Source organism: Stenotrophomonas sp. 107298_Sma, from assembly GCF_056480345.1.
Map to the genome: position 1 here is coordinate 2474345 of NZ_CM151094.1, position 23079 is coordinate 2497423.

General features: G+C 65.9%; 18 protein-coding genes and 2 pseudogenes. 10 read left to right on the top strand and 10 right to left on the bottom strand.

Annotated elements, in window-relative coordinates:
• Positions 1–16: 16 nt before the first annotated feature.
• Genes ACZK2G_RS11560 through ACZK2G_RS11585 form a run of 6 tightly spaced genes read left to right on the top strand, consistent with a single transcriptional unit; the run spans position 17 to position 7917 of the window.
• Entirely contained in the window at positions 17–1333 is a 1317-nt protein-coding gene (locus tag ACZK2G_RS11560) for a polysaccharide lyase 6 family protein (protein WP_478473337.1), read from the top strand.
• Entirely contained in the window at positions 1330–3564 is a 2235-nt protein-coding gene (locus ACZK2G_RS11565) for an oligoalginate lyase (RefSeq protein WP_478473338.1), read from the top strand. Before ACZK2G_RS11560 ends, ACZK2G_RS11565 begins: the two co-directional genes overlap by 4 nt.
• On the top strand, positions 3561–4865 hold the full coding sequence (locus ACZK2G_RS11570) for an MFS transporter (protein ID WP_295380669.1): 1305 nt from the start codon (positions 3561–3563) through the stop codon (positions 4863–4865). The genes ACZK2G_RS11565 and ACZK2G_RS11570 overlap by 4 nt, the downstream gene beginning before the upstream one ends.
• A 60-nt stretch (positions 4866–4925) precedes the next feature.
• Positions 4926–5678 carry an SDR family NAD(P)-dependent oxidoreductase gene (locus tag ACZK2G_RS11575; RefSeq protein ID WP_136638001.1) on the top strand — a complete coding sequence of 251 codons (753 nt, stop codon included), beginning with the start codon at positions 4926–4928 and terminating at the stop codon, positions 5676–5678.
• Between the two features lie 21 nt (positions 5679–5699).
• Positions 5700–6887: a GDSL-type esterase/lipase family protein gene (locus ACZK2G_RS11580; protein WP_478473340.1), complete on the top strand. Its 1188-nt coding sequence runs from the start codon at positions 5700–5702 to the stop codon at positions 6885–6887.
• Between the two features lie 10 nt (positions 6888–6897).
• On the top strand, positions 6898–7917 hold the full coding sequence (locus tag ACZK2G_RS11585) for a sugar kinase (RefSeq protein WP_426353433.1): 1020 nt from the start codon (positions 6898–6900) through the stop codon (positions 7915–7917).
• 17 nt (positions 7918–7934) lie between these two features.
• On the opposite strand, the gene ACZK2G_RS11590 is transcribed toward ACZK2G_RS11585, so the two are convergent.
• From ACZK2G_RS11590 to ACZK2G_RS11615, 6 genes and pseudogenes are all read right to left on the bottom strand, one after another.
• Positions 7935–8795: a retropepsin-like aspartic protease gene (locus ACZK2G_RS11590; RefSeq protein ID WP_478473342.1), complete on the bottom strand. Its 861-nt coding sequence runs from the start codon at positions 8793–8795 to the stop codon at positions 7935–7937.
• 154 nt (positions 8796–8949) lie between these two features.
• Positions 8950–10401: a S41 family peptidase gene (locus ACZK2G_RS11595; RefSeq protein WP_136637998.1), complete on the bottom strand. Its 1452-nt coding sequence runs from the start codon at positions 10399–10401 to the stop codon at positions 8950–8952.
• Between the two features lie 87 nt (positions 10402–10488).
• Positions 10489–12063, bottom strand: a complete 1575-nt coding sequence (locus ACZK2G_RS11600) for a S15 peptidase family protein (protein WP_136637997.1) — start codon at positions 12061–12063, stop codon at positions 10489–10491.
• Positions 12064–12218: 155 nt separating this feature from the next.
• A pseudogene (locus ACZK2G_RS11605) lies at positions 12219–12479 on the bottom strand (YadA C-terminal domain-containing protein); the annotation flags it as partial.
• A 432-nt stretch (positions 12480–12911) separates the two neighbouring features.
• A pseudogene (locus tag ACZK2G_RS11610) lies at positions 12912–13472 on the bottom strand (YadA-like family protein); the annotation flags it as partial.
• Between the two features lie 83 nt (positions 13473–13555).
• Complete coding sequence (locus ACZK2G_RS11615) at positions 13556–16915, bottom strand: S8 family serine peptidase (protein WP_478473344.1); 3360 nt, start codon at positions 16913–16915, stop codon at positions 13556–13558.
• A 520-nt stretch (positions 16916–17435) separates the two neighbouring features.
• Here ACZK2G_RS11615 and ACZK2G_RS11620 point away from each other — a divergent pair.
• Both ACZK2G_RS11620 and ACZK2G_RS11625 read left to right on the top strand, forming a co-directional pair.
• Positions 17436–18176 carry a DNA/RNA non-specific endonuclease gene (locus ACZK2G_RS11620; RefSeq protein ID WP_478473346.1) on the top strand — a complete coding sequence of 247 codons (741 nt, stop codon included), beginning with the start codon at positions 17436–17438 and terminating at the stop codon, positions 18174–18176.
• A gap of 111 nt (positions 18177–18287) precedes the next feature.
• On the top strand, positions 18288–18983 hold the full coding sequence (locus tag ACZK2G_RS11625) for an HAD family hydrolase (protein WP_046985571.1): 696 nt from the start codon (positions 18288–18290) through the stop codon (positions 18981–18983).
• Between the two features lie 7 nt (positions 18984–18990).
• On the opposite strand, the gene ACZK2G_RS11630 is transcribed toward ACZK2G_RS11625, so the two are convergent.
• From ACZK2G_RS11630 to ACZK2G_RS11645, 4 genes are read right to left on the bottom strand one after another with little or no spacing between them, the layout of a single operon-like run.
• Positions 18991–19221, bottom strand: coding sequence for a hypothetical protein (locus ACZK2G_RS11630; protein ID WP_046985572.1), 231 nt, complete (start codon positions 19219–19221; stop codon positions 18991–18993).
• Positions 19218–19643: a VOC family protein gene (locus tag ACZK2G_RS11635; RefSeq protein ID WP_046985573.1), complete on the bottom strand. Its 426-nt coding sequence runs from the start codon at positions 19641–19643 to the stop codon at positions 19218–19220. Before ACZK2G_RS11635 ends, ACZK2G_RS11630 begins: the two co-directional genes overlap by 4 nt.
• Before the next feature lie 10 nt (positions 19644–19653).
• On the bottom strand, positions 19654–20115 hold the full coding sequence (locus ACZK2G_RS11640; protein ID WP_478473347.1) for a helix-turn-helix domain-containing protein: 462 nt from the start codon (positions 20113–20115) through the stop codon (positions 19654–19656).
• Positions 20112–21038, bottom strand: a complete 927-nt coding sequence (locus ACZK2G_RS11645; protein WP_478473348.1) for a LysR substrate-binding domain-containing protein — start codon at positions 21036–21038, stop codon at positions 20112–20114. The genes ACZK2G_RS11640 and ACZK2G_RS11645 overlap by 4 nt, the downstream gene beginning before the upstream one ends.
• Positions 21039–21129: 91 nt before the next feature.
• On the opposite strand from ACZK2G_RS11645, the gene ACZK2G_RS11650 reads away from it, so the two are divergent.
• Complete coding sequence (locus tag ACZK2G_RS11650) at positions 21130–22170, top strand: hypothetical protein (RefSeq protein ID WP_478473349.1); 1041 nt, start codon at positions 21130–21132, stop codon at positions 22168–22170.
• Positions 22167–23048, top strand: coding sequence for a TolB family protein (locus ACZK2G_RS11655; protein ID WP_136637989.1), 882 nt, complete (start codon positions 22167–22169; stop codon positions 23046–23048). Before ACZK2G_RS11650 ends, ACZK2G_RS11655 begins: the two co-directional genes overlap by 4 nt.
• Positions 23049–23079: the final 31 nt, after the last annotated feature.

A 23079-nucleotide genomic window follows, 5' to 3' on the forward strand; every position in this document is an offset into this window, starting at 1 on the left:
CTGGCTGGTTCACGACATGGCCGAATTTGCGACGGCTTCGGCATCCCTGCAGCCAGGGGATGAAATCGTGCTGGCGGATGGCACCTGGACCGACGCCCGCCTCCTGCTGAAAGGCCAAGGAACGGACGCAGCACCGATCGTGTTGCGCGCGCAGACGGCCGGCAAGGTCGTCCTCAGCGGACGCTCGGACCTGCGCCTGGCGGGTAGCTACCTGCAGGTGTCCAATCTGGTGTTCCGCAACGGCTACGCACCCGGCGACGCGGTGGTGGCGTTCCGCGAATCCAGCAAGGCGGTCGCCAGCAACAGCCGCGTCACCGGCCTGGTGATCGACGACTACACCAACCCCGATGCCAGCGACCAGGACTACTGGATTTCCTTCTATGGCAGCCACAACCGCCTCGACCACAGCCAGCTGCGCGGCAAGACCAATGCCGGCCCCACCGTGGTGGTGGTGCGCGATGCAACCCAAGGCCTGGACAACCAGCACCGTATCGACCACAACTGGTTCGGGCCGCGCCCGGCACTGGGCGTCAACGGTGGCGAAACGATACGCGTCGGCACCAGCGATACCTCACTGAGCGACTCCAACAGCACCGTGGAGAACAACTGGTTCGAGGGATGCGACGGCGAAACCGAAATCGTCAGCAACAAGTCGGGGGGCAACACCTATCGTGGCAACGTGTTCTACCGCTCGGCCGGCGCGCTCACGCTACGCCATGGCAACGGCAACCGCGTGATCGACAACGTGTTCCTGGGCGACGACAAGGCCGGCACCGGCGGCGTGCGCATCATCAATGCCGACCAGACCGTCAGCAACAACTACTTCGAACGGCTGGCCGGTTCCAGCAACCGTTCCGCGCTGGCGGTGATGGATGCGCAGGCCGATTCGCCGCTGTCCGGTTATGCGCCGGTGGTCAACGCCGCGATCAGCCGCAACACCTTCGTGGATGTGGCGAAGATCAGTTTCGGCGTGGGCCATGACGAGGCCAAGGGCATCGTGGTGGCCGCCAGCAACAGTCGCTTCACCGGCAACCTGATCGTCAACCGCACCAGCAGGAACCCGCCCAACGCCGCCAGTTCGCTGGCCGGCATCAGCTTCAGCGGCAACGTGCAGTCACCGCAGGCCAGCCCGGTGTTTCCCGGCGGTGTCGAAGGCCGCACGATCACCCTGCAGCAGTCCGCCAAAGACTTATGGGTACCCGCGCCCGCCCTGCCCACTGCCGGCGCCGATCCCGGCCTCGCAATGACCGCGCGCGAGGCGACCGGCGTGGACTGGTATCCCAAGGTGGGCGAGGTTGCCCTGTCACGCACCAGCACCGGAGTTGATCGATGAGGTTGCAACCGTTGTCCGTTTCCCTGGTCCTGGCCTTGACCGTTCCGTTCGCCCTGCTTCCCGCTGCGCCGCTGCTGGCGGCACCTTCGGCATCAGCGCGCCAGGCCGATGCCGCACCAGTGCTGGTGACTGCCGCGCAATGGCAGCAGATGGCCAGCGAAGGCAGCCGTTACCCGTGGTTTGCCAAGGAACAGGCACGCTCGCAGAAGACTCTGCAGAAGATGATGAAAGCCGGTATCGACGTGCCGGTGCCCAGGGACAAAGGCGGTGGCCGCACCCATGAACAGCACAAGCGCAACTACCAGGCGCTGCTTGCGGCCGGTACGCTGTACCGGCTGACCGGCGACAAGGCCTATGTTGATTACGCGCGCGACATGCTGCTGCACTACGCGAAGCTCTACCCCACGCTTGGGCCGCACCCGGAAGGCCGCGGGCAGATTCCCGGCCGCGTGTTCTGGCAGGTACTGAACGATTCGGTGTGGCTGGTCAACGCCATCCAGGGTTACGACGCGATCCGTGATGCATTGTCCACCGAGGATCGCAACACCATCGAATCGAAGGTGTTGCGACCGATGGCGGAGTTCCTGGTGAGCGAGCCGAAGAACTACGACCAGATCCACAACCATGCGACCTGGGCGGTGGCTGCGACCGGCATGACCGGCTACGTGCTGCGCGACCCGGAGCTGGTGGAGAAATCCCTGCGTGGCAGCCAGAAGAACGACCAGTTTGGCTTCCTGCGCCAGATCGACCTGCTGTTCTCGCCCGATGGCTATTACGAGGAAGGCCCCTACTACCAGCGCTATGCGTTGGCGCCGTTCCTGCTGTTCGCCAACGCCATCGAGCGCAACGAGCCGCAGCGGAAGATCTTCCAGCGTCGCGATGGCGTACTGCTGAAGGCAGTGGACGTGTTGGTGCAGACCAGCTACGGCGGCCTGTTCTTCCCGATCAACGACGCCATCCTCGACAAAGGCATCGATACCGAGGAGCTGGTGGCTGGCATCGGCATCGCCTATGCACGCACCGGCGACGATCGCCTGCTGTCGGTGGCACAGCAGCAGAAGCGCCTGCTGCTGTCGCCCGAAGGCCTGCAAGTGGCGCAGGCACTGGCCGCCAACAAGGCCAAGCCCTTCGATTATCGACCGATGCTGCTGCGCGACGGGCCCGACGGCGATCGCGGCGGCCTGGCGATCCTGCGCATGAACGGCGAACGCGGCCAGGCGCTGGTGCAGAAGGACACCATGCAGGGCATGGGCCATGGCCACTTCGACAAGCTCAACTGGCTGTTCTACGACAAAGGCAACCCGGTGGTGACCGACTACGGCGCCGCCCGCTTCCTCAACGTGGAAGCCAAGCGCGGCGGCATCTACCTGGCCGAGAACCGCAGCTGGGCCAAGCAGACCGTGGCCCACAACACCCTGGTGGTGGACGAGCAGAGCCACTTCAAGGGCGACTGGAAGCGCGGCGAGGAACATGCGCCGCAGGTGCGTTTCTTCCAGGCCGATGCCGATACCCAGATAGCCTCGGCAATGATGCGCGACGCCTACCCTGGCGTGGTCTTCACCCGTACCCAGGCACTGCTGCGCCACCCGGACCTTGCCCTTCCGGTGGTGCTGGACCTGATGCAGGTACACGGTGACAAGACCGCGCGCTACGACCTGCCGCTGCACTTCAACGGGCATATCGTCAGCACCGGCTTCGAGGCCGAACATTTCCCCGCACAGCGCCCGGTGCTGGGTGCGGACAACGGTTACCAGCACCTGTGGCTGGATGCCCGCAGCAAGCCTGGCAGCGAACCGCGCTCGCTGGCTTGGCTGCTGGATGGTCGCTTCTACACCTATCGTTTCGGCAGCAGCGCACCATCGCAGGCACTGCTGGTGGAAAGCGGCGCCAACGATCCCGAATTCAACCTGCGCCGTGAACCTGCACTGCTGCAGCGCGTGGAAGGACAGAAGGATGTGACTTTCTTCAGCGTGCTGGAACCCCACGGCGAGTACAACGGCACCGCCGAGTACGTGCACGGTGCCGACAGCCGCATCCGCGAGGTGGTGCGCACCCGTGGCAGCGACGCAGAAGTGATCGAGCTGCGCCTGGCCAGCGGTGCACGCATCGCGCTGGGCGTGGCCGACGACAGCAGCGCCAAGGGCGAGCACAGCGTGACCGTGGACGGCCATGCCTACCGCTGGAGCGGCAGCCACGCGCGCATCGACCGCAGCAAGGGTGATGAAAAATGAACGGCCCTGCGGTGGTGGCCAATCTGCGCAAGGTGCCGGTGCGGTCGGCCGTACGCTGGCTGATCGTTGGCCTGATCGCCGTGGCTACGGTCATCAACTACATCGACCGCAACGCGCTGGCGGTGATGTGGCCGGAAATCGCCAAGGAAGTAGGCGCGACCAAGGACGACTATGCCCTGCTGGTAACGGTGTTCATGCTGTTCTACGCCGCCGGCCAGTTCCTGTTCGGGCGCCTGTTCGACATGATCGGCACTCGGCTGGGTTTCGCCCTGTCGATCAGCGTGTGGTCGATCTCCATCGCTCTGCACTCGATCACCCATTCGATGCTGTCCTTCAGCCTGGTGAGGGCAATGCTCGGCATCAGCGAGGCAGGCGCGTGGCCCGGCGCGGTGAAGGCCAATGCCGAGTGGTTCCCGGCGCGCGAACGCGCGTTGGCGCAAGGCGTGTTCAACGCAGGTGCGTCGATCGGCGCGATCGTCTCCGCACCGGCCATCGCCGGCCTGTACCTGTGGCTGGGTTGGCGCGGCACCTTCGTGCTGGTTGGTGCGATCGGCTTCCTGTGGTTGCTGCCGTGGCTGTTCGTGTACCGAGCCGGGCCAGACAAGCATCCGTGGGTGAGCGATGCCGAACGCCGCTTGATCATGGAAGACCAGGCCGGGCAACAGACAGAGGCGGCGCCGAAGGCCAGCGTGCGCGAGCTGCTGGCCCATCGCCAGAGCTGGGGCATGCTCGCCTGTCGGTTCCTGCTGGACCCTATCTGGTGGTTGTTCGTGTCCTGGCTGCCGATCTACCTGGCTGAAACCTTCGGCTTCGACATCAAGCAGATCGGCCTGTTCGCCTGGGTGCCGTTTGTCGGCGCAATGCTGGGCAGCCTCAGCGGCGGCTGGCTGTCGGGTCGCATGATCCGCGCCGGGCACAGCGTGGACCGTGCACGCAAGCTGGCCATCACGGTGGGCTGCGTGATCATGGCCCCCGCCCTGCTGGGCGCGGTGCTGGCCAACCAGCCACTGCTGGCCGTGCTGGCGATCGCTGCGGTGCTGTTCGGATTCCAGGTGGCCATCGGCAACATCCAGACCCTGCCCGGCGATCTGTTCGACGGTCGCTCGGTTGGCACGCTGGCCGGCCTGGGTGGCCTGGCGGCGGTCGCCGGCACCTTGATCACCACCTGGCTGGTACCGGTGCTGACCCGGCACTCCTATGCCCCGATCTTCATCCTCGTCGCCGCGCTGGTGCCGCTGTCGCTGGCTGCACTGTGGTGGTGGACCGGGCCGATCCACAAGCTTGACCGTCGCGGCGGCTGAGCCTGGGTCTCCTTCTCTTCCAAGTACATCCATTCCCCCGCAAACCAAGGAGTTTTCCGCATGTCGTTCCAGGACAAGGTGGCCATTGTCACCGGCGGTGGCCGCGATATCGGCCGCGCCGTCTCGATCAAGCTGGCCGCTGCAGGCGCCCGTGTCTGCCTCAATTACGCCAATGACGAAGCCAGTGCACTGGAGACGCTGGCGATCATCGAGGCGGCCGGCGGCCAGGCTATCGCCCATCGCGCCGACGTCACGGATGCCGCTGCCGTGGCCGGCCTGGTCGCTTCGGCACAGGCCGCGTTCGGCGAGCGCATTGACCTGCTGGTGAACGTGGCCGGTGGCATGGTGCAGCGTCGACCGCTGGCCGAGATCGACCCGGCGTTCTTCCACACCGTGATGGACCTGAACCTGACCTCGACCTACCTGACCACGCACGCGGTGGTGCCGCACATGCGCGAAGGCGCGGCCATCGTCAATTTCGCCTCGCAGGCCGGCCGTGATGGTGGTGGCCCTGGCGCGTCGATCTATGCCACCGCCAAGGCGGCGGTGATGACTTTCACTCGCGCCATGGCCAAGGAGCTGGGTCCGAAGGGCATCCGCGTGAACGCGCTGTGCTGCGGCATGATCGCCACCCGCTTCCATGACCAGTTCACCAAGCCGGAAGTGCGCACTGCGGTGGCGGGCGCCACTCCGCTGCGCCGGCAGGGCCTGCCGGAAGAAGCGGCGGATGCGGCGGTCTACCTGGCCTCGGATGCGGCGGCCTTCATCACCGGCGCGAACCTGGACGTCAACGGCGGCACCTACTTCTCCTGATACCTGACCGGACTCCTGCCCATGCAGCGCTGGACACTTCTACTTTCATTGACACTCTGTTCCGCCATGACCGCCCCCGCCGCATGGGCGGCGCCGGTCTGGGTCACCGCATGGACCGCGTCACCGGCACCCGACCGCAAGGACGGAATGCCCGAGGCACCGGTACAGTTCGCCGCGCAGACCGTGCGCCAGGACATGCGGATCGGCAGCCGTGGCGACGCGTTGCGGCTGCGCATCAGCAACGAACTCGGCACTGCGCCGTTACGGGTCGAGGACCTGCGCGTAGGAGTGAAGAACGGCAAGTCCGCTCCTCTGCCGGTAACGGTGGATGGCCGCGCGGTCATCGAGGTGCCGGTGGGTGCCGCGCTGCTGAGCGACCCGGTACCGATGCCGGTGGCGCCGCTGCAGGAGATCAGCGTGACGGCCTACTTCCCGCAGCCTACCCATCCCGCCGTGCGCCGCACCGAAGTGCGGGTAGCGGACGGCAGGCAGACATCGGTTGCTGACAGCGTGCGGCTGAGCTACCAGCAGAACGTGTTCTCGGCAGTGATGGTGCAGCGCGCTGATCGTCCCCAGGTGATCGTGGCACTCGGTGATTCCATCACGGAAGGTGCCACCGCCCGCCGTGGCACCTTCAACCAGTGGCCGGAGCGCCTGGCGCAGCGCCTGCAGCAGGCCTGCCCGGATCGCTTCGTGGTGCTCAACCAGGGCATCAGCGGCAACAAACTGCTCGACCATGGCCGCAGCCACAGCGCCCTGTCACGTTTGGACCGCGATGTGATCGCGGTGGCCGACGCCGACCAGGTAATCCTGTTCGAAGGCATCAACGATATCCGCCATGGCGGCGGTGCGCAGCCGGTGCCGGGCCGCACTGCGGCAGACATGCTGCTGGGTTACCAGCAGGCGGCGACGCGATTGCAGGCACATGCCATCCGCGCCTGGTTGGGTACGTTGACGCCATTCGGCGGCTCCGAACGCTATGAGCCGGTCTCCGCAGCGACCCGGAATGCGATCAACCAGTGGGCACGCGGCGGGAAGACCGGGTTCGATGGCATCATCGATTTCGATGCCGCACTGCGTGATAGGAAGGCGCCCGAATCACTGCCGGTCGACATCACCCGCGATCACCTGCATCCCAATGACGAGGGCTACCGGCGCATGGCCGATGCCATCGACCTGGGCATGCTGGGCTGCACCCCTACCGAGTGAGAGAGAACCGATGAGCCGCGTCGTTTGTTTCGGTGAATTGCTGCTGCGCCTGGGCGCACCCGGTCGTGAACTGCTGCTGCAGACACCGCTGCTGCAGGTCCACGTGGGGGGCGCCGAGGCCAATGTAGCTGTCTCACTGGCCTGTCTCGGCCACGATGTGCAGATGGTCAGTGCGGTACCCGGCAACGCGCTGGGCCGGCATGCGGTGGCCGAGCTGCGACGGCATGGCGTGGGCGTGGCAGGTGTGCGCGAAGTCGACCGCGACCGCATGGGCCTGTATTTCCTGGCCACCGGCGCACTGCAGCGCGCCAGTGAGGTGGTCTATGACCGGGCGGGTTCGGCATTCGCCAACGGTACCCTTGCCGACCATGACTGGCCGACGCTGCTACGTGATACGCAGTGGCTGCACCTTTCCGGCGTCAGTCCGGCCCTGGGCGCCAATGTTGCAGAATCCGTATTGAGCGCTGCACGGGCCGCACGCAAGGCAGGCGTGCGTGTGTCTTTCGACGGCAACTACCGCCCTTCGCTCTGGCAGCGCTGGGGTGGCAACGCTGCCGCCATCCTGCGGGAGCTGTTCGCCGAAGCGGATATCATCTTTGCCGATCATCGCGATATCGAACTGGTGCTTGGGCTGCGCTTTGCCCAGGACGATGTAGTTGCCCGCGTTGAAGCCGCCGCAGCTGCCGCCTTCGCCAGCTTCCCGCAACTGCAGTGGCTGGCCTGTACCCAGCGCGAGGTGGTCAGCGCCGATCATCACGTACTGGGTGCGCTGCTGCTCGGGCGCGACGGCACCCGCGCACAGGCACCCTCGCGACCACTGCCCGGCATCGTTGACCGGATTGGTGGCGGCGATGCATTTGCGGCCGGCATCCTGCATGGCCTGGTGTCCGGGTTTGATGCAGAGAACACCGTCCGTTTCGGTCTGGCCGCAGGCGCATTGAAGCACTCCATTCCCGGGGACTTCAGTCCCGTGCGCGAGGCCGAGGTCTGGGCGCTGCTGGAAAGCGAGCAGTTCGACGTCCGGCGCTGATCGGACCGGTTGCCCGATTACTCTGCAGTCCGCGCCGCAGTGCCCTGATTGAGCCGAAGGTAGACGCTGCCGGTGCGGGTATCGAGCAGGAGATTGAACTGCTGCAGCGCCTCACTGCCAAGGATTCCTTCACCGCCGGAGCCATCGTCATCAAGGGTGATCGAGGCCTTGGCATCTTTCAGCTGCAGGCTTGAAATGGTCGCCACAGGCACGCGCACGTCCACCGCCCTGATCCTGCGGCCCGCGCTGCCGCTGAACTGTGATGTTCCCAACCGCTCCGGGAACGCCGCCTGCAGATCATGGGTAGCACCGAATGCATAGGCCAGATCGATGCTGCCATTGCTGCCCGTGTCCAGTGCAAGCCAGGGCATGAAGGTACGACTGCCGTTGCTGAGCGCGACCTGGATGGCCGGGGTATTGTCGATCCAGCGCACGTTGGCCCTGACATACCCGACGAGTTCGGGTAGATCGTCATGCACGCGCAGCACGCTGCGGTCGTAGTCGATCTCCAGAACCCTTCCCAGGAAGAAGGTCCAGCCCAGCACCGCATCGAAGGGTCTCCCCTGGTAGTCGATCACTACGGCTCCCATCGGTCGCCGCATGGCGCCGATCTGGACGGAGTTATGCGTGCTGTAGTCGAGAAAAGTCACTCCGTCGGAGCCGGTATTCTCGCTCTGGTCGTCAATGACCAGCTTTGCATCCTGTTGAACGTGCCTGGCAACCGCCAGCGCCGATGCGCCGGTATCGACGAGGAGGCGAAGCGGGCGCGAACCGTTGATTGCGCCTTCGACGTAGATCCGATGGTCTTTGCCCAGCTCGAAGGGGATCTCGGTGACCGCAGCGCTGGCCGTGAGCGGCCCCAGCAGGATCATCACCATGCATCGGAATGCTGCGCGGGGAATTGCATGCATTGAAAGGCTCCTTCCCAAAGCGTGGCGCAGCGGGCGCTGTGCTCATCGCGACTTGGATGCAGATGCCGATAAAAAGGTTTAACGCTCTGGTCCAATTGATTGCCGAGCCGCCAGGCCCGGATCATTTGCCCGATATCCATGCTTCCAGTGCCGCAGTGTCTCTCATGTCGCCCTCATACCGGCGATGGGGAACATGCGGTTGATTCGAACCACGCACCCGTCCCCGAAAAACCTTCATCGGCACCGAGATCCTGGCCAGCCCGCTGGGCAACCGTTCCGGCCGTACATCCATGTAAAGGCTGTCGGCCGAGGTCTCCACGCCTACCTGCTCTGCACCCAGCTGCTTCCACAGGTCCAGTGCATCCAGGCAGGCCGAGCCACAGGAGGCGTCGGTCAGCACCACCACCCTGCCGCTGCGCGTTGATCCGGCACGGACCGGCTTCGATGCCTCACCCGCCGGGATGCTGGAAGGGTCATGCCACAGCGCCTCCCCTCTCTCAGCCGCCTGCGTCATTCCCGCCGTCACGGTTTCCAGCATGCGCAGCAGCTCGGGCGATGCGTCGGGCGCCTGCTTCAACTTCTGCAGGAACCCGCGGAGCTGGGCGATGTTGGCATCGGACGTCCGCCATTCGACCCAGCTGTGGTCAGGCAGCGCATCCACGGCGGTACGCCCCCAGATCAATCGTGACAGTTCAATGCTCCATTGCGAAGCACCGCCACTGTTGCCACGTACGTCGAGCACCACCAGCGGCGCCTGCTGAAGCGCTTCGGTTTTCAGCGAAAGCTGCTCAAGCAGGCCGGTCAGTTCCCTGAAGTTCTGCTCGGTCGGGTCGGCGTTGAAGCTGCTGGTAGTGATCCAGTAGCCGCCATCGGGCATCGTGTGCCAATCATTGGCCGGGCGGAAACTGCGGCGGGTGTCGGCCAGGCGCTGCTTGCGGGTTTCCAGGTCAAGCGGCTTCCACTGCAGCGCATAGGCCTTCTCATGCCCACCCGCTCCGAAAATGCAGGAGTGCAGCGTAGTCACGAACGGATTGCCCTGGTCCAGCATCACTTCGCCGCCGGTCAGGATGCGGCTGGCCTGCAGATTCCAGCGCCCGCTGAAGTCACCCACCCGGCGTGCAGCCAGTGTCTGTGCATCAATGCCATCACACGACAGCAATCGCGCGCCCAGTGGCGGATGGCCCGGGCCACCCTCCACGGTCATGACCACCTGCCTGTCGCCGTCGAAGCCGGTCAGGAAGCCGGGCCAACGTGTCGGCAGCTCGGGCGCACCGGCAAGTGCATTGAGGCTGACATGGCCATCATTGAACGCCGCCGCATAGCCCTTCATCGCCCACCAGTACCCGGCGAAACTGCCGACACGGCCCGTACGTGAGCGTGCAAGCGCCAACGCATCGTCCAGCTGTGCAACGAAACCGGGATTCTGCCGGTCAACCATGCCTGGATGACTGCCGCGCATGGCCGCGTCGGCGGCATCCAGATCCTTCATCAGTGTGGCCGACCAGTCGGTCGGTGCATCCTGCGCGCCCGGAGCGGCAAGCAGCGCACCCATCAGCAGCCCCGTGATCGTCATCGATTCAACCCTGCCCTGGATCAATCTGCAGTCTGGCAGCTTTCCGGCCTGCTATGCCGAGCCCGCCGCAACGGGCGCGGCACCCCATCAATGCAACGGCACCTTCAGTACCGAAGGTGCATTGGCCGGCGAACTGAAGGTCACCGCACCACCGAGCTGGCTGATGCCCGCATAGCGCAGATCCACCGTATCGACCACCAGGGTCAGGCGGCTGCCGGCCGGAATGTTCCAGCTGCTCGCCTCCAGGCGCAGGTCGAGCGTCTTCGGCTGGCCCGGCGTGGCACCGCGTAGCGTGTAGGGCTTGTGGCTGATCAGCTGGCCATTGCCCAGCACATCTTCCGCGTACAGGTACGCATACAGCGTGGTGTTGGCGCGGCTGGGGGTGACGGTTACGCGCACTTCGGGGGCACCATCCAGGCGCTGTGCGCTCCAGTAGATCGGCCCCTGCCAGACACCGGCGGCATTGCGTCCGACGAACGGCACGTAGGCCCCCGGTGGCAGATTGATCATCTGCAGCGCGCCAGACGCCATCACGATGCCGGAGTTGGCGGCCGTCAGCAGGCCACTGCCGATGCGATAGTTCCAGCCCGTGGTACGCCCGTTCTCTGCCAGGCCACCGGTGGGCAGCAGCAGCCCGCCCGGTGCGGTCAGTCCGTAGCTGACGGCGCCACTGTTGGTGGCCTGCCAGTCCGGATAGCGGCTCCAGCTGCCCTTCTGCGACTTCAGTTGCACCGCCGCCTGGCGCTCGATCCCATTGGGCGTGCCTTTCAGGTAGTGATCGAACCACGCCCCCACCTGGTCATAGACCTCATTGGGAATTCCCAGCGCACCGAAGGCCTCGTTGAGTGCGTGGTCGCCGTGGCGCAGCTGCAGCTGCTTGGGCCCCTTCAGGCGATTGAAGAAATCCACCAGCTGGCCCGGCGGGAACAGGCTGTCGTTGAACGCGTTGGCCAGGAAAATGGCTGGCTGGTTTGCGTTGATCTCGTCGATGCTGGCGCCGGGGCTGCGCTGAGCCGCAACCGGCAACAGCGAATCCACCGCACCCTGGTAGTTGCCGAGCAGCACGCTGCGGTTGATGGTGGCCAGCTCCGCACCTGGGCGCCCCGTGGCCAGCCCGGCCGCCACCAGCAGGGCGATGCCCTGTGCGCTGGGGGTGTCGTTGCTGTACAGCGACGCCTGCAGGTCAGCCCAACCGCTCAGGGCCGCTACCGCCTTGATCCGCGGGTCGCGCGCCGCCGCCAGCAGGCTGGTGCCGGCGCCGTAGGAGATGCCGGAGACGCCGATCCGCGCCGGATCAGCCTGGGTGTTGTCCAGCGCCCAGTCGATCAGGGCGCTGACATCTTCGACCGTGGCCGGTCCGGCAATGTCGATGGCGCCGCCCGATTCCCAGAAGCCGCGCGAACTGTAGCTGATGACCACGTAGCCACGTCGCGCCAATGACTGGGCCACGCCCACATATTCCACGCTCGGAACTGCCCAGCTGCTGGGCATCACCAGCAGCGGATAGCGGCCGCTGCCCGCGTCCTGCGGTTCGATGACGAAGGCCCCGAGAGGCGTTCCATCCCAGCTGGGAATGGTGCGGTGGGTAGTCTTGACCGTGGCCGCCCAGGCGGTGGGCGCCAGCCCTGTCAGCAGGATCAACAGCAGCAATATCTTGCGCATCGTCGTCTGTCCCCGTCGTTGGTGGTGCAACGGGTCGGACCGTACCAGTGCGAATGGTGACTGGCACCTTGCGACGCAACATGACGTTCGCGGCATGTTGCGCGCGGTTGCAGGCTGAACAGGGGGCGATACCTGCCCCCTGCCCGACCGTGCGCTTACAGATCCACGCCGAAGCCCATGCCGGCCGACTTCTCGCCGTTGCTGAAGGCACCGCCCAGGGAGAACGAGGCGCGCTCGCCGATGCGCTTGCCGTAACCGACCGACAGCGCCTGCTCACCGCCCTGGAAGCCGGCGCCGACGGCGATGCGGCCGCGCGGACTCTGCGAACCAGCGGCGTTGATGGCCATGTTCAACATCGCCGAACTCATCGCACCCATGCGGTCGATGCGCTGGTCCTGGTGGCGCAGGCGACGCTCCATCTCCTGCCGCAGGCCGTTGTTGTCCAGCGAGAACTGGGCCAGGCGCTGATCGGTGTAGGCATTGGCAGTGGTTACCGCCTGCGCGGACTTGGTATCGGTGTAGGTGTTGGCCGATGAAAGCGTGCTGGCGCTGCTGGCGTCCGTGTAGGCCTTGGAGGTGGTCACCGCAGCTGCAGCCTTCGTATCTGCGTAGCCATTGGCTGAAGAGAGCGTTGCCGCGCTGCTCGCATCGGTATACGCGTTGACCGAATTGACCGTGGCGGTGGCGCGGGCATCGGCATAGCTGTTGGCCGACGACAGCGTACTGGCGTTGGCGGTGTTCATCTGGTTGAGGTTGACCGCATCGGTGCCCTGGGTGGCGGCAGCAACGTTGGTCAACTGGCGTTCGTTGCCGGCACTGCCAACGGATACGGAATTGGCACGGTCAGCCACTGATCCATTACCGAGTGCGACGCTGTCGTTGGCGGTGGCCACCGCGCCGTTGCCAACGGCGCTGCTGTTGGCGCCGCTGGCTTCGGACAGGCTGCCCACGGCCGTGCTGTTCTCGCCGGTGGCATTGCTGCCGGCACCCGATGCCGTGGCGAACGAGCCGGTGGCGGAGCTGCCCGAGCCGCTGGCGCTGCTGAAGTCGCCGCTGGCGGTCGAACTGTCGCCGATCGCACTGCTGTTGGCACCCGTGGCCGATGCGCCTACGCCCACTGCAGCGCTCTGGTTGCCCGAGGCACTGCTGGCAGCGCCGATGGCGGTGCTTCCGGTGCCGCTGGCACTGGCACCGGTACCCACAGCGGCCGAGAGATCGCCGCTGGCATCGGCACCATTGCCGCAGGCCATCGAGGCGGCACCGCCGGCACTGGCGCCGCCGTTGGACACGCCGCCGAAACCATCGTCCAGCTGGCAGGTATCGCCGGCCCACGCCGGCGCGGTTGCCATGGCCAGCGCCACGGCAAGGATGTGCTTGTGCATCGTCTTCACGGTACCCCCAAGGTCCATCAAGGAAGGTTCCCGGCCAGCGCCGGAAACAGTTGGATCCGGGCCGGCCCCTGCGCAGGGCCGGTCCGGGTGCCCGCGTCGCCCTACGGCGTCACGGTCAACGCCACGCGTACGGCGGTCTTCGGCGTGATCGGGTCGTTGCTGCCCACGCAGACGAAGCCGGAGTAGCTGCCGGGTGCAAGCCCGGCGGCGCTGATCGATACCTGCGTGGCCTGGTTGCCACCGGCCACGATGCGGCCCAGGGCACGGGTCGGTGCGCCGATCCAGGTGGCACCGCAGGAATTGCTGCCGCCGAGGCCGAACGCCAGGCCAGGTGCACCACTGGTGGCCGACCACGCACCGCTGCCATCAGGGTTGATGATCGCGCTTCGGTAGACGTTGTCGCCGCTGGTGGCATTGAACCAGAACCAGCTGGTTGCCAGCGGCGCACGCACCGAAACCACCAGCCAGTAGCGCCCTGCCGCCAGGTTCACGTTCTGTCCCGCTGCCGCCAGGTCCAGGTTGATGCTGGCAAAGCCGGACGTGCTTACACCAACACCGGTTGCCGATGAGGTGTATGACCACACCGCCAGTTGCGGGCTGGATTCCGGATTGCCTTCCGGATTGCCGGCGACATCGCGGTAGATCGACCAGTTGATGTTGGTCGAAGTGGCCAGGCTGCCACCGTTGACGAAACCATCGGCGACGATGCGCCTGATGCCGGTTGCCTCGCCGAGGGTGAAGTCATCTGCAGACAGCTGCGCGCGTGCGCCGACCGTGGCAGCGTCGGTGAAACGCGTGGAGCGGCGGCCATTGGCATTGTTCGGTGCCTGTGCGACCAGGGTGCGCGTACCCAACCCGGTGTTGTCGATCTGCCATTCCAGCGGCGAGCCTCCCGTGTTGGCGATCTGCAGGTTCAACAGGCCGTTGCCACCGGCCGGCAGGCTCAGCGTGTTCGACGGCGGCGTGGCTGCGATCTGCGGCGGCGGTACCGAAACCGCAATCGGCAAGCGCAGCAGCGGCTGACTGGTATCGCCGCCCTGCGGTGCCAGAGTCAGCCTGGCGAAGCGCCAGCTGCCATCGTTGGGTACCGATCCGGTGGTAACGATCACCCGCACCGCCTTGCTCTCGCCCGGCGCAAGGGTGAAGACCGACGGCGAGACAACGGCGGTCAAGCCCTGTACCTTCGCCGTCCAGGTCTGCCGGGTCGGCAGCACGTTGCGGAACACGCGGGTGAAGGTGCAACTGTCGGTGCAGGTGCGCTTGCCCATGCTGGCGATGTTGAGCGAAGCCACGTTGCCACCGTTGCCTGGATCGGCAGCGAAGAAGTTGGCCTTGGTTTCATTCAGCACCAACCCCGCGCGCAGCGCCTGGTCGACCTGGATACGACCGGCACCCATCGCAAACGCATCGGCCGGTGTCAGGCCGTCCTCCTTCAGCACTTCCTGGCGTGCGGTCATCATCAATGCCGAACGTACTTCCTGCACGGTCCAGCCCGGACGGGCCTGGCGCAACAGGGCAGCGGCGCCGGCATGGTGCGGCGAGGCCATCGAGGTTCCGTCCATCAGGCCAACGGCATTTTCCGAACCGGTCACTTCATTGCCAGCGACCACGGCGAGCACGCGCACGCCCGGCGCAGTGACGTCTGGCTTCACCAGATCGAAGATGCCGGCGGGACCACGCGAGCTGAAATCGCCCAGTACGTCCGGCGTGTTGCTGACCTTGGTCGCCGGATAGGCGATGCCAGCGGTGGCGGTGTTGCCGACGCTGCTGGCAAAGGTCCGCAGCGCGTCGGCGTCGGCCTGATCGATGGCGAAGGCCGGAATCGAGGCCCCGGCAACGTTCGGCAGGATCGGCGTCGGCTGGTTGTTGCCGATCAGTACCGCGATCGCACCCGCGGCGGCGGCATTGTTGACCTTGTCGCTGAAGTTGCACGAGCCGCGACGGATCACCGCAATCGCACCCTGGAAGGTGCTGGCCGGGAAGGCCGTACAACCATCGTTGGCGCTGTCGATGCCGGCACTGACGCGTAGCGGCGTGGTCGCTGCAATCGGCGTACTGAACGGTACGCCACCCGAACCTTCGGTCAGCAGAATGACGCCCAGTGCGGGCGGTACGCTGCCCGGGCCACTGACCGCCGCATACAGTTCGATGTCACCACGGCCATGGGTGGCGGCGGCCGTGCTGCCGGTCCACGGTTCCAGATGGCCCATCGTGTTCGGGCCCGGACCGGAGTTGCCGGCCGAGGTCGCGACGTAGATGCCTGCGTCCGACGCGTTGAGGAACGCCAGCGACACCGCTTCACCCCACGGTGCAGTGCCGCCGGCAATGGAGTAGTTGATGACATCGACCACGCCATCGGCCAGCGCCTGGTTCACCGCCGCCAGTGTCGACGTATTCGGGCACAGGCCGCGGCCTGTGGAGATCTCGGTGTAGCAGGTGTCGTAGGCGATGATGTTGGCGCGCGGCGCAACACCGGAAATATGGATCTGGTTGCCGCGGTACGACGCCATGTGCGGATTGCCAGCCGCAGTCGATGCGGTGTGGCTGCCATGACCATTGGTATCGCCGAAACCGGGTTCCTCGCGGACATCGGCCACGCCGCACTGGTTACCCGGTGCGGCGCAGACAAAGTCGTAGCCGCCGATCAGCTTGCTGTTGCAGCGGCCCTCATCGGCGCCACCAGGCGCACAGGTGCCCAGGTAATTGCCCGCGCCCAGCGGGTTGATGTGCTCGTAGCCGTCTTCGGCGCGGGCAGTGAACGCAGGACTACCGAAATTGATACCCGAATCGATGACGCCGATGACGACGCCCTCGCCACGGAATGGCGTGGGTGAGGCGCTCCACAGTGCCGACGCGCCGATCAGGCCCGGTCCGACGTCGGTGTCCTGCTCATACTCGCGGTACTCTTCCACCAACTGCACGTCCGGCAATGCACGTACGCGCTCGGCTTCCTGCGGATTCATCTGCAGCACCGATGCATTGATCGCGTGCTGCATGCGGCGCTCCACCTTCACGCTGCGACCGAGTGCCGAGTTGATGCGCGCTTCGTGCTGGCTCTGGCGGTCAGCCAGAAACCGTACGTAGTCACGTGAGCGGGCACCCTGCACCGCGATACGGTCGGTGGCAACGCTGCCGGTGGCTGCCGCTGCGCGCGCGGCACTGGCGGAGGGACGTTTGCGTTCCGGTGCGGGAAGACCCTGGATGTCACCCTTGTAGGTGGCCAATGGCTCTTCGCGGTACACCACGATGTAGCGGTGCGAGAGCTCGCCCAGTCCGCTTCCTGGCCCGGCGGCAGCGGGCGCAGCAGGACCACCGGCGCGCGCATCCAGCGAGGGGTTGCCCGTCTTTGACGGCGTGGACGGGGCCATGCCGCCTACACTCACCGCCGCCGCAGCCAATGCCGCACCTGCGACCAGGCCTAGTGCGATCCACTTGTTTCGTTTGATCCATGCATTGCGCATCGAATACCCCTTCCATTGAAAGCCCGAGATGCACGCCGGCGTCAGCGCCGGCGCTGTGATGTCTGGTGCTTCAATTGCAGGTGCGACGAGTAGTCCCCGACGCCGTGCACCCCGCTACCCCCCGGTAGCGGAATCGACACTACCTTAAAATTTGACGTGGTGCACAGTTTTTGATGACACGGCGATGACGCCCTTCGATACGCACTGGTATGGGTGATGCCATGAGCAGCAGTGCGGCGCTGCACCGCTGAAATGCCCTAGCACGCGCGCGTTTCATCCACGTGCCACGAAATCTGACACAGGTCCGGTGCATGCGCGCGGTCACAGCTTCGCCCTTTCGTCGTTGACCGAAAGGCGACAGCTTGTGACGCTTACGACACCGCACGGCCTCTGCGGCCCTGTCATCGCGGTTACGCCCCACGCATTCCGCACTACCCGACTCCGCAGTGTCCTCACATGACCTCGCCCCGGCACGGTCGTGGCGGACGGCTGCGCCCTGAACTTCTGCTGGAGAACCGCAATGCGCCTTGCAAGCTTCTTCTTCGTGTTCATCCTCAGCGCCTTCGCCGGCGCTGCCCAGGCCCAGGTCGTTACTCTCAACAAGGGCGGCTTCGTGCTGACCTACGACTGCAGCATCCACAGCGCAACCCGCTACGAGTACACGCTCACCGCCGACACCGGCTCCGCCGCGCGCCCTTCCAGTTTCTACAAGGACCCGGACCTGCCGGCCGGTTGCCTCGGCCAGAACAGCACTGCGTCGTATGCCAGCATCCGCAGCGGCTATGACCGCGGCCATCTGGTGACCTCCAACCACATGGACTACGACGCGACCTACATCCGACGCGCCAACTACATGACCAACATCGTCCCGCAGGTGTCCAGCTTCAACCAGGGCATCTGGGTGAAGGCCGAGAACGTGGCCGAATGCTACCGCGACATCGCGCCGGTGGATGTCTATGGCGGCGTGGTCTATGGCGATGCCTCCAATGACTACTTCCTGGCCAGCCACGGTATTCCCACGCCGGAGTTCTTCTGGAAGACCGTCATCACCCGTGACCCGAAAACCGGTACCGCCAAGGCGATCAGCTGGATCATCCCCAATGAGGCCAACCTCGGCAGCCTGGACAACTATCTGGTGACCATCGCCGACCTGGAAGAGCTGCTCGGCGCCAGCTACGTGGCCATCAATGCGCCGGCTTCGCTCAAGAACATGCTGCCGGCCACCACCTGGCCGCAGCCGACGGGCTGTGATCTGGGCTGATCATCCTGTTGGAAGGACGCGGGGTGCTCGGCATGGCCACGCGTGCCCCGCTTGCGCGGCTGTGGGAAAATGACGGGTGATTGCCCCGCTGCATTGCCCCAGGAGTTGTAGATGTCCCGTTTCCCCTTCGATGCCGTGCTGTTCGACTGCGATGGCGTACTGGTTGATTCCGAGCCGCTGGTAGCCCGCGTGCTCTCGGAGATGCTGACCGAGCGCGGCTGGCCGCTGACCCCGGCGCAGGCCGGTGAGGTGTTCCTGGGCCAGTCCGTGGCCCACCTGGCCGGACTGATCGAAGAACGCACCGGCAAGCCGTTCACCGAAGAATGGCTGGAAGCATTCCGCCAGCAGCGCAACCGGGCACTGGAACGCGACCTGGTTGCAATCCAGGGTGCACCCGAGGCGGTGCGTGCGATCGCCGTCGCCACCGGCGGAAGGATTGCCTGTGCGTCCGGTGCGGACCTGCACAAGGTGAAGCTGCAACTGGGCAAGGTTGGCATCCTCGACGCCTTCGGTGCCCACGTGTTCAGCGGCCAGGACATGCCGCACACCAAACCCCATCCGGATGTCTATCTGGCCGCCGCCGCTGCGCTGGGCGTGGACCCGAAACGCTGCGCGGTGATCGAGGACACCGTTACCGGTGCAACGGCCGGTGTGGCCGCCGGCGCCACCGTGTTCGGCTTCAGCGAAGGCGGTCCGCACCACAGTACGCCGGAGGCCCTGCGTGCCGCGGGTGCGCAGGTGATCTTCCAGCGCATGGAAGACCTGCCCGCCCTGCTTGCCGCCCACGCGGTCGACGCAGTCGCCTGATCCGTTCTCAGCCCGCAGCGCCCAGCGAGGCGCTGCGGCGCTTGCCTGCGTAATGCAGGGCAAACAGATACAGGCCGGTCAACAGCTGCAGGAACAAGGGTGGCAGCGGCGCATAGGTAATCCACGCCGGTGGCTCGCCCTGCCCCATCGCGCGCGCCACGAAATTGGCGATCACCGCCAGCGTGAAAACGATCGATGTCCAGCGGTGCACAGGCCGTGCCCAGTGGCCGCGATTCATTGCTGGCGCCTCGCCTCGGAGTGCGCTTCGATCATTTTCCAGCCATTGCCGGATGGATCACGGAATCCCGCATCCACCGCACCATAGCGTTCAATAGGCTCCTGGGTGAACTCGACACCCTTCGCCTGCCATTCCACATGGCGTGCCCGGCAGTCCTCAACCGCCAGTACCAGCGGCGGCATCGCGCCCTTGGCCACCAGCTGCTGCAGCGCCAGAGCCGTGGCCGCGTCATGGGTAGGCGGACCCGGCACGAACAGACCCAGCTGGAAACCGTCCTGGCCGGGGCTGCGTATGGTAAGCCAGCGATAGCTGCCATTGCGTACGTCGGTGTGCACCTCAAAGCCAAGCGTGTCGACGTAGAACGCAAGCGCTTCGTCCTGGTCGCGCACATACAGGCCGACCGTGTTCACAGTGTTTGTCATGGGACCTCCCTCAGGTGGGATCCACGTTAGCAACGGCCTGGCGGCGGCGCTTCTCCAAAACTGCGATGTTGAGGTCCGGGCGCTGCGCGGCACGTGCGTGGCATTCCGGCACAGTGGCGGGTATCGATTGGCCGGCGCGCTCGCGCTCCCGCACATTGCCCGGACTATCGCCGGTGATGTCACGGAAGATGCGGCCGAACGTACCCAGGCTGGACCAGCCGGTCTGGGCGGCAATCTCGGTCACCGGCAGATCGGTGTCGCGCAGCATGGCCACCGCCCGCTCGATGCGGCGGCTGAGCAGGTAGCGGTGTGGCGGCAGCCCGAAGGCCTGCTTGAACGAGCGCGCGAAGTGCGCCGGCGATACCGCACTGACCTCGGCCAAGCGCGCGACTGACCACTCTTCGTGGCTGGCGCGGTCCATCCGGTCCTTGGCACGCAGCAGGCGTCGCAGTAGTTCGGGGCTCTGGTTCACGGTGTCACCGCTTGGGCCAGATGATGGCGTGCTGCACGCCGTGCCTCAGCCGCCTGCTCGCCAAGCCAATCACGGAACGCGCTGACCTTGATGCTGCCGCTGCGCGCAGTTGGTGCCACGAACCAGAAACTGCGGCCGTCACTGGCCACACCTGGATGAGCCTGTACCAGTCGCCCGCTGTCCAGCTCTGCCTGGAACAGGATCGGCGAACCAATGGCGATCCCCTGCCCCGCAATCGCCGCACCGATGTCCAGGTGCTCGACAGCAAATGGTGCAACAAAATTCTCCCGCGCCGGCGGTGCAATCTGTCCATGAGCGGAGAACCACACTGCCCACCAGTCTGGTCGCCCGAGCAGCGCGACATCCAGCCCGCCACGACCCAGGTCACGTGCGGCCGGCAGCAGCGACGGTGCGCACAGCGGTGTGAATACGCTGGGAAACAGGGGCGTGGCCTGCAAGCCGGGCCAGTCCCCATGCCCGTTGCGGATGGCCGCGTCGAAGCGACCCGCTGCCAGGTCCTGCGGTTCCGCCGATAGATCCAGCTCCAGCACAAGCTCCCGGTGACGCGCGCGGAAGCCGCCCAGTCGCGGCGTCAACCAACTGGTGCCCAGCGTTGGCAATACGGACAGGCGCAGTCGCGCTGCATCCATGTCCCCAGCGCGCATGAAACTGGCACGAAGTGCATCGAACGCCCGTGTGGCCTCCTGCGCGATGCTGGCACCGGCAACCGTCAGTTCCACATGCTGTGCGTGGCGCAGGAACAGGCGGGTACCAGTCTGGGCCTCCAGACGCTGCACGTGGTAGCTCACTGATGCCGCAGTGGTGTCGAGCTCTTCGGCGGCACGCGCGAAGCTGCCCAGCCGCGCCGCCGCCTCGAAGGCGCGGATGGCGGCAAGCGATGGCAGCTGGCGTTGGGTGACCATAAGTGTGACTTAGCCTGAGCCCCGATATCTGCGTGGTCAATACCCCGCGCACCCGCAACGATGGAGGCACCTTCGGTAGGGGATCACGCACATGGATCGACGGCAGTTCCTGGCTACCCTGACCGCTGCGGCGGCGTCCAGCGCCCTGCCCTCCGGGTGGGCCCTGCCCAGCCACAGCGAAGACTGGAAATGGCTGCTGGGCAACTGGCAGGTCCGGCACCAACGCCTCAAGGAGCGCCTGGCCGGCGATACCCGTTGGGAGTCCTTCACCGGCTCAAGCGCGGTATGGCTGACCCTGGGCGGACTCGGCACCATCGATGACAACGTCATGGCGCTGCCTTCGGGCCCCTACAGGGGCCTGGGCGTGCGTGCGTTTGATCCGGTGTCTTCCACGTGGTCGATCTGGTGGATCGATGGCCGCAACCCTGCCCATATCGAAGCCCCTGTGCGCGGCGCTTTCGAGGGCGATGCCGGCAGCTTCCGCGGCACCGACCGGGTCGACGGGCGCCCGATCGACGTGTGGTTCCGCTGGCATGACATCCACGGCGAGGAGCCGTGGTGGGAACAGGCGTTCTCCGACGATGCCGGTGCGCATTGGGAAGTGAACTGGCGCAACTGGTTCCGCCGCACTGCTGCGACCCCCTCTCCACTTCCGAGGCTGCCGGATGCACCGGGTGATTTTGATTTCCTGGTGGGCCATTGGAACGTGCGCCATCGTCGCCTGCGCGCTCGGCTGACAGGCAGCGATGCTTGGGACGCGTTCAACGGCACCCTGCACAACTGGCCGGTACTGGGAGGCTTCGGCAACGTCGGTGACAATCTGATGGACGTACCTGGAGCGCCGCTGCGCGGCATGGGCATCCGCGCCTGGGATGCGGCTGAGCGGCACTGGCTGAGCTGGTGGCTGGATGGCCGGGAGCCGACGCGGATCGGCGCGCCACTGCGCGGTGGTTTCGAGGCCGGAGTCGGCTGCTTCTTGGGCGAAGACCAGCACGACGGGCGAGCGATCCAGACGCGGGTGATCTGGTCACGCATCACACCGCGTTCGGCGCGCTGGGAACAGGCGGCCTCGACCGATGGTGGGCGCAGTTGGGAAACCAACTGGGTCAGCGATTTCGAGCGACAGGCATGAAGGCGCTACTGGCCGTGATGCTGCTGGTTTCTGCGTCGCCTCCCGCGTCTCCATCAAGGGTGCTGCAGATCGTCGGCCCCGGCGAACGCTTTGCCCCGGGCGTTGCCTCCACGCAGTACGACGAGATTCGACTGACCTTGAGCCCGGACGGAAAAACCGCACTGTGGTTCAGCCGCAACCGGCCCGGAGGTCCGGGTGGGTATGACATCTGGGTCTCGCGCCACGACGGGCAGCGCTGGCGACCGGCGACGCCGGTCTCGTTCAACACGCCGGGACGTGAGTTCGATCCCGCGTTCTCCGCCAATGGCCGTGTGGTGTACTTCTGTTCGGATCGTGCAGGCGGCCAGGGCGGCGACGATCTGTATCGGGTCAGCATGGGTAGCGAGGGTCGATTCGGGGAGCCGGTCAATCTTGGCCCCGCAGTGAACAGCGCGGCCGATGAGTTCGCGCCAATGCTCTCGCCGGACGCAGGCACACTGCTGTTCTCCAGCGATCGTGCAGGCGGTGCGGGCGGCCATGACCTCTACGTCGCAGCGATGGTCCGTGGCGTGGCGCAGCCCGCGCGGCCGCTGCCCGGCGACCTCAACACCGCGGCACAGGAGTTCGATGCCACCTTCCTGGGCGACGGCCGAACGGTAGTGTTTGCCCGCGCTCTGGACTTCGGCAATGCACCGGTGCGCCAGTTCATTGCCTACGCTCGTGGGGGCCGTTATGACGCGGGCCATGCGTTGCCGGCCCCCTTGAACGAGGCCTCCGGCGACAGTTACGGCGCAATGCTCGATGGCTCGCAACCCGGCTCGTTGACCTATTCGGCGCGGCGCGCGGACGGCACAGGGCTGGATCTGTACCGCATCCGCTACCAGATGAAGCGCCCTTGACGGTGGATGTTGTCGATTTTCGCAGCCCCGG

Bases quoted from the DNA above. Each gene is read 5' to 3' on its own strand.
- ACZK2G_RS11560 (WP_478473337.1), top strand. From the start codon at position 17: ATGGCCGAATTTGCGACGGCTTCGGCATCCCTGCAGCCAGGGGATGAA.
- ACZK2G_RS11565 (WP_478473338.1), top strand. From the start codon at position 1,330: ATGAGGTTGCAACCGTTGTCCGTTTCCCTGGTCCTGGCCTTGACCGTT.
- ACZK2G_RS11570 (WP_295380669.1), top strand. From the start codon at position 3,561: ATGAACGGCCCTGCGGTGGTGGCCAATCTGCGCAAGGTGCCGGTGCGG.
- ACZK2G_RS11575 (WP_136638001.1), top strand. From the start codon at position 4,926: ATGTCGTTCCAGGACAAGGTGGCCATTGTCACCGGCGGTGGCCGCGAT.
- ACZK2G_RS11580 (WP_478473340.1), top strand. From the start codon at position 5,700: ATGCAGCGCTGGACACTTCTACTTTCATTGACACTCTGTTCCGCCATG.
- ACZK2G_RS11585 (WP_426353433.1), top strand. From the start codon at position 6,898: ATGAGCCGCGTCGTTTGTTTCGGTGAATTGCTGCTGCGCCTGGGCGCA.
- ACZK2G_RS11590 (WP_478473342.1), bottom strand. From the start codon at position 8,795: ATGGTGATGATCCTGCTGGGGCCGCTCACGGCCAGCGCTGCGGTCACC.
- ACZK2G_RS11595 (WP_136637998.1), bottom strand. From the start codon at position 10,401: ATGACGATCACGGGGCTGCTGATGGGTGCGCTGCTTGCCGCTCCGGGC.
- ACZK2G_RS11600 (WP_136637997.1), bottom strand. From the start codon at position 12,063: ATGCGCAAGATATTGCTGCTGTTGATCCTGCTGACAGGGCTGGCGCCC.
- ACZK2G_RS11615 (WP_478473344.1), bottom strand. From the start codon at position 16,915: ATGCGCAATGCATGGATCAAACGAAACAAGTGGATCGCACTAGGCCTG.
- ACZK2G_RS11620 (WP_478473346.1), top strand. From the start codon at position 17,436: ATGCGCCTTGCAAGCTTCTTCTTCGTGTTCATCCTCAGCGCCTTCGCC.
- ACZK2G_RS11625 (WP_046985571.1), top strand. From the start codon at position 18,288: ATGTCCCGTTTCCCCTTCGATGCCGTGCTGTTCGACTGCGATGGCGTA.
- ACZK2G_RS11630 (WP_046985572.1), bottom strand. From the start codon at position 19,221: ATGAATCGCGGCCACTGGGCACGGCCTGTGCACCGCTGGACATCGATC.
- ACZK2G_RS11635 (WP_046985573.1), bottom strand. From the start codon at position 19,643: ATGACAAACACTGTGAACACGGTCGGCCTGTATGTGCGCGACCAGGAC.
- ACZK2G_RS11645 (WP_478473348.1), bottom strand. From the start codon at position 21,038: ATGGTCACCCAACGCCAGCTGCCATCGCTTGCCGCCATCCGCGCCTTC.
- ACZK2G_RS11650 (WP_478473349.1), top strand. From the start codon at position 21,130: ATGGATCGACGGCAGTTCCTGGCTACCCTGACCGCTGCGGCGGCGTCC.
- ACZK2G_RS11655 (WP_136637989.1), top strand. From the start codon at position 22,167: ATGAAGGCGCTACTGGCCGTGATGCTGCTGGTTTCTGCGTCGCCTCCC.